5 protein-coding genes are annotated in these 5,209 nt (G+C 47.2%); 2 read left to right on the forward strand and 3 right to left on the reverse strand.

Translation table 11 applies throughout. The annotated features are described in order from the left end of the window. Both gpmA and RWJ43_RS05820 read left to right on the forward strand, forming a co-directional pair. Nucleotides 1-664, forward strand: a 664-nt coding sequence (gpmA, locus tag RWJ43_RS05815; RefSeq protein ID WP_314008884.1) for a 2,3-diphosphoglycerate-dependent phosphoglycerate mutase, incomplete at its 5' end; no start/stop codon positions are given. Nucleotides 665-822: 158 nt separating this feature from the next. Then, on the forward strand, nt 823-2,247 hold the full coding sequence (locus RWJ43_RS05820) for an MFS transporter (RefSeq protein ID WP_314008886.1): 1,425 nt from the start codon (nt 823-825) through the stop codon (nt 2,245-2,247). A 95-nt stretch (nt 2,248-2,342) separates the two neighbouring features. Here RWJ43_RS05820 and crcB read toward each other — a convergent pair whose 3' ends face one another. The 3 genes from crcB to RWJ43_RS05835 form a co-directional block, all read right to left on the reverse strand. Further along, nucleotides 2,343-2,714, reverse strand: a complete 372-nt coding sequence (gene crcB, locus RWJ43_RS05825; protein WP_314008888.1) for a fluoride efflux transporter CrcB — start codon at nt 2,712-2,714, stop codon at nt 2,343-2,345. Between the two features lie 11 nt (nt 2,715-2,725). Continuing rightward, the gene (locus RWJ43_RS05830) at nt 2,726-4,546 is read right to left on the reverse strand and encodes an ABC transporter ATP-binding protein (protein ID WP_314008890.1); all 1,821 of its coding nucleotides are present in this window, start codon (nt 4,544-4,546) and stop codon (nt 2,726-2,728) included. Then, nucleotides 4,539-5,209: ABC transporter ATP-binding protein (locus tag RWJ43_RS05835; protein ID WP_314008892.1), on the reverse strand; the 671-nt coding region annotated here is incomplete at its 5' end. The genes RWJ43_RS05830 and RWJ43_RS05835, both read right to left, overlap by 8 nt.

The raw sequence follows: 5,209 nt of genomic DNA on the forward strand, positions 1-5,209 counted from the left end.
TACCGAGACTGGTCACGAGGAGGCAGCAGCTGGCGGCCGTGCTCTCAAAGAGGCTGGCTATGACTTTGATGTTTGCTACACCTCTCTGCTCAAGCGTGCTATTCACACTCTGAATCATGTTCTTGATGAGCTTGACCGTAACTGGCTTCCTGTTCATAAGACCTGGCGTCTGAACGAGCGTCACTATGGTGCACTTCAGGGCCTCAACAAGGCTGATGCAGCTGCCGAGCACGGCGAGGAGCAGGTAAAGATTTGGCGTCGTTCCTTTGATGTCCAGCCACCAGCTCTTGAGCCAGGCGACGAGCGCGATCCTCACGTTCAGGAAATGTTCCGCGATGTTCCAGCAGAGGATCTTCCTTACACCGAGTGCCTGAAGGACACCATTGCACGCGCATGGCCTTACTTTGAGCAGGAGATCAAGCCACAGCTTGAGGCAGGTAAGCGTGTTCTTATTGCTGCACACGGCAACAGCCTTCGCGCTCTTGTTATGCAGTTTGAGCACCTCACTCCAGAAGAGATTCTTGAGGTTAACATCCCAACTGGCATTCCTTGCGCATACACCTTTGACAAGGATTGGAACATTGTAGACAAGCACTATATTGGTGATCCAGCTGTCATCGAGGCAAAGATTAACGCTGTTGCAAACCAGGGTAAAGCTAAATAAACAGCTTGCTAACACGCAATATTGCTAAGCAGAACGGGGTGGTTTAAGCCACCCCGTTCTTTTTTTGCCTACTTATAGAACCGTGATGAATACGCCCACAGTATTAAAACCTGCTTTGAATAGTGTTACGATGTACCGCCGAGAAAAGAAGGGATTAAATGTTTAAAAGAGAGCTCAATGCAAAACTTGTTCTTTCTGTAATTGCAACAGGAATTATGTCCTTCTCGGGAGTTGTCGTAGAAACTGCCATGAACGTGACGTTTCCAACGTTAATGGAGGAATTCTCTATTGGCACCTCAACGGTACAATGGATGACTACTTCGTACCTTTTGATTCTTGCTATTATCATGCCTATGTCGTCGTTTTTAAACAGACGATTCAAAACTAAAAGTATCTTTACCGTAGCCATGATCTTCTATATTAGTGGCATTCTTTGTGGATTTGCTGCTCCAACGTTTATGCTATTGCTGCTTGGCCGCATTTTAGAAGGCATTGGCACCGGTCTGGCACTGCCTTTGATGTTCAACATCATCACCGAGCAAGCCCCACTTAAAAACATGGGTGTCATGATGGGCATTGGCATGCTTGTTACTGCCGTTGCGCCTGCAGTAGGACCTTCGGCTGGTGGCTGGATTGCAGAGCATCTTGGCTGGCGAATGATTTTTGCCGGTCTTCTCCCCTTCTTGATTGTGGCATTTGTACTGGGAATTAGTTCAATCCAACAGAGCCATGAGACTGAAGTGATTTCTTTTGATGTCTTTGGCTGGCTACTTCTTACCATAAGTTTTATTGCACTCATCTTTGTCATTGACGAGTCCAGCGCGTTTGGCCTGCTTAGCATTCCTATTTTGCTCGCAATTATGATTTTTGTGGGCTCACTTACGCTCTTTGTACGTCACGAAAACTCCTTTAAGCACCAAGATCAATCTGAAGCATCTCCAAAAATTCCTATCATTAACCTTGAGGTATTTAGCGAGAAGGGCTTTGTGCTCTCACTCTTTGCTATTGTTGCTCTGCAATTTATTATTCTTGGTCAGTCATATCTTCTGCCTAACTTCTCCCAGCTAGTACTGGGTGCAGGTGCCACTGCAGCGGGAGCTCAGATGCTTCCAGGATGTGCTATTGGCGCAGTTATGGCACCAATTTCTGGCCAGATTTTAGACAAGCTAGGAGCTAAAAAGCCTATTGTTACAGGCATTCTTTGTTGCCTTACCAGCATGCTCCTTTTGCTGCTCTTTGTTCACGTGCTTACCGTAGAAATGATCACGTATATTTTTGCCATTTTTGCCATTGGTCAGGCGCTTCAGATGGGAAACAATTTTACGGTAGCCTTAGGACACTTACCGGAAGACCGCAAGGCAGATGGAAATGCTGTTATTAACACAATGCAGCAGCTCTTTGGCGCTATGGGCACCAGCGTTATTTCTGGCGTTGTAGCGGCTTCTCAGCTTGGAGCTACAGACTTAGCTACAAGCACCCTTGCAGGAGCTCAGAATGCACTCTTTGTACTTGTGTGCGTAGCTTGTATTCCTCTTGTTACCATGGGAATTGTGCTCTTTATACTGCCTAAGATGACAAAATAAAACGCAACTGCGGTATTTAAAAGAAAGCAAATTAAAAAGCTAGGTATCCAAAAGAAAGATATCTAGCTTTTAATTTAGACAATCGAATAATCAAGCTACGACACAATAGCCGATAACTTCAATCCAATAAACACAGCAACCAGGCACGTTATAACATTAACTGCAATGTTCACTCCTGCAGCAGCCCAATTACCTGCTTGAATAAAGGTAAGAGTTTCATTTGAGAAGGTCGAGAAGGTCGAAAGTCCTCCGCAAAGGCCTACGGCTAAGAATAGCTTGACCTGTGGCTGAAGTGGACTTGCAAGATCAAGTCCCGTCACAAAACCAATAATCAAACCTGCAACAACATTTGCAGCAAACGTACCAACTGGCAGGTTAGGAATCCACTGTTTAAAGAGGACGCCCAACTGCCAGCGACCTAAACTACCAAGTGCTCCACCAAGGGCAACAGCTAAAGCTTCAATCACAATAAACGCCCCTACTCTAGCTCTCGCGAGCCCGTATGCAGCTGATAATACTCTCCATGCTTTGCAATAAGCTCATCGTGAGTACCGCGCTCAATAATGCGACCATGTTCCAGAACCATAATGGCATCAGAGTTACGAACCGTAGACAGCCTGTGAGCAATCACAAAGACGGTACGGCCTGCCATTAGGGCATCCATGCCCTTCTCGATAAGTGCCTCAGTACGCGTATCAATACTGGAAGTTGCCTCGTCCAAGATAAGCACGGGAGGATCAGCAATAGCAGCACGCGCAATTGCTAAAAGCTGCCTCTGACCTTGGGAAAGGTTGGCGCCGTCTGAGGTAAGTACGGTGTTGTAACCACGAGGCATACGACGGATAAACTTATCTGCGTTTGCGATTTTTGCTGCAGCAATAACCTCGTCATCAGTAGCGTCTAACTTACCAAAGCGAATATTGTCTGCAATGGTACCTGTGAACAGATGCGTATCTTGCAAAACAATACCAAGCGAGGACCTTAATGCAGATTTCTTAATGTCATTGATAGGGATGCCGTCGTAGGTGATGGTTCCACTACGAACATCGTAGAAGCGGTTAATGAGGTTGGTAATTGTTGTTTTACCAGCACCAGTTGAGCCAACAAATGCAATCTTCTGGCCAGGTTTTGCAAACAGAGTGAGGTTTGCAAGAACTGTCTGATCATCGTCGTATCCAAAGGTCACGTCATCAAAGCGAACGTCTCCGGCAAGAGGGGTTTTCTCGCCAGACGGTTTGACCCAAGCCCAAGATTCCTCTCCGGATTCGTAGCCACTAACGCGGACCAGGTCAACCTTGCCCTCGTCAACCTCAGGAGTCATCTCCATAACCGCAAAGATGCGCTCAGCTCCAGCAAGAGCGGTAAGCAGGAAGTTAGAGAGCTGCGTGAACTGGTTGAACGGCATGGCTGCCTGGCGAACAAAGACCAGGTAGGACGCAAGACTTGCAACATCCGCGTGTCCATTTACGGCAAGTAGAGCACCAACCACAGTGACCACAGCGTAATTGATATACGTCAATGAAACCGTGATAGGGACCATAGTTGCTGCGTAGCCCTGAGCACTTGTTCCAGAGTGTCTAAGCTCGTCATTGACCTTTTGAAAATCAGCAAAGTTTGCATCCTCGTGGTTAAAAACTTTAACCACTTTAAGGCCAGAGATTGTTTCTTCTGCAAAACCGTTAAGAACACCAAGGCTCTTTTGCTGCACCGAGTAATGCTTGGCAGAGCGCTTACTTGCATAGCGTGCATAAATCACAATCAAAACGTCAAAGAGAATAGTGATGAGCGTCAGCTGCCAGTTAAGAACAATGAGCAGTACAAGCGTGCCAACCATCTGAATAAACGCCAGAACAAGGTTGGCAAAGCTGTTATTGAGCGCTTCCGAGATGGTATCCACGTCATTTGTAAAGAAGCTCATAATGTCGCCGCGAGTACGCTGGTCAAAGAATCTTAGGGGCAGCGATTCAATGTGCTCAAAAAGGTCTCGTCTGATATCAAAAACAATCCTCTGAGCAGCACGAACCATAATTTGCGTGTAACCAACACTGGTAAGCGCACCAATTGCATACACAACCGCTGTAAATACAACAAGGTGAGTAAATGCGCCCACATCTCCCCTGCCCACTGCTGCAACAACAGGCTTAATCATGTAAGTACCAAGGAGCGCTGCTAAACCACTGATAGAAACAAGAAGTGCCACCAACATAAGGCGCTTCTTAGCATGACCTAAGTACGAGACAAACACCCTAATGGTATGTCCGATGTTTTGAGGACGTGCTCCTCCTGCGCGATTAGCCATGTGACACCTCCTTACCAGCAGCATCAATGTCCGATTGACTACCGCCAATCTGCGACTCATACAGCTCTCTATAGATAGGGCTCTTGGCGAGAAGTTCTGTATGGGTGCCAGTCATATGGACCCTACCGTTATCAAGAACGACAATCTGATCTGAGTCCATAACGGAGTTCACGCGCTGGGCAATGATGATCTTTGTCATGTCAGCAAGTTCGGCAAGCCCTGCACGAATCTTTGCGTCGGTTGCGGTATCAACCGCGCTGGTAGAGTCATCAAAAATGATAATTTTTGGCTTCTTCAAAAGCGCACGTGCAATGCAAAGGCGCTGCTTCTGGCCACCAGAAACATTGACGCCACCCTGACCAAGGTCTCCGTCCAAGCCACCAATCCTGTCAAGAAACTCATCAACACATGCAACAGAGCAGGCGTGAAGCAGCTCCTCATCTGTTGCATTGGGATCTCCCCAGAGCAGGTTGTCGCGGCCGGTACCGCTGACCAGCACATTTTTCTGAAGGACAACAGATACTGCATCACGAAGTGAAACAAGATTGTAGGAGCGGACGTCATTCTCGCCAACAAATACGGTGCCTTCAGTAGCATCGTACAAGCGTGCAATCAGCTGGATAAGAGTGGTTTTTCCGGAACCGGTGCCGCCGAGAATACCTA

The organism is Lancefieldella parvula, from assembly GCF_963530955.1.
GTDB classification, from domain to species: domain Bacteria; phylum Actinomycetota; class Coriobacteriia; order Coriobacteriales; family Atopobiaceae; genus Lancefieldella; species Lancefieldella parvula_A.

Bases quoted from the DNA above. Each gene is read 5' to 3' on its own strand.
- RWJ43_RS05820 (WP_314008886.1), top strand. From the start codon at position 823: ATGTTTAAAAGAGAGCTCAATGCAAAACTTGTTCTTTCTGTAATTGCA.
- RWJ43_RS05830 (WP_314008890.1), bottom strand. From the start codon at position 4,546: ATGGCTAATCGCGCAGGAGGAGCACGTCCTCAAAACATCGGACATACC.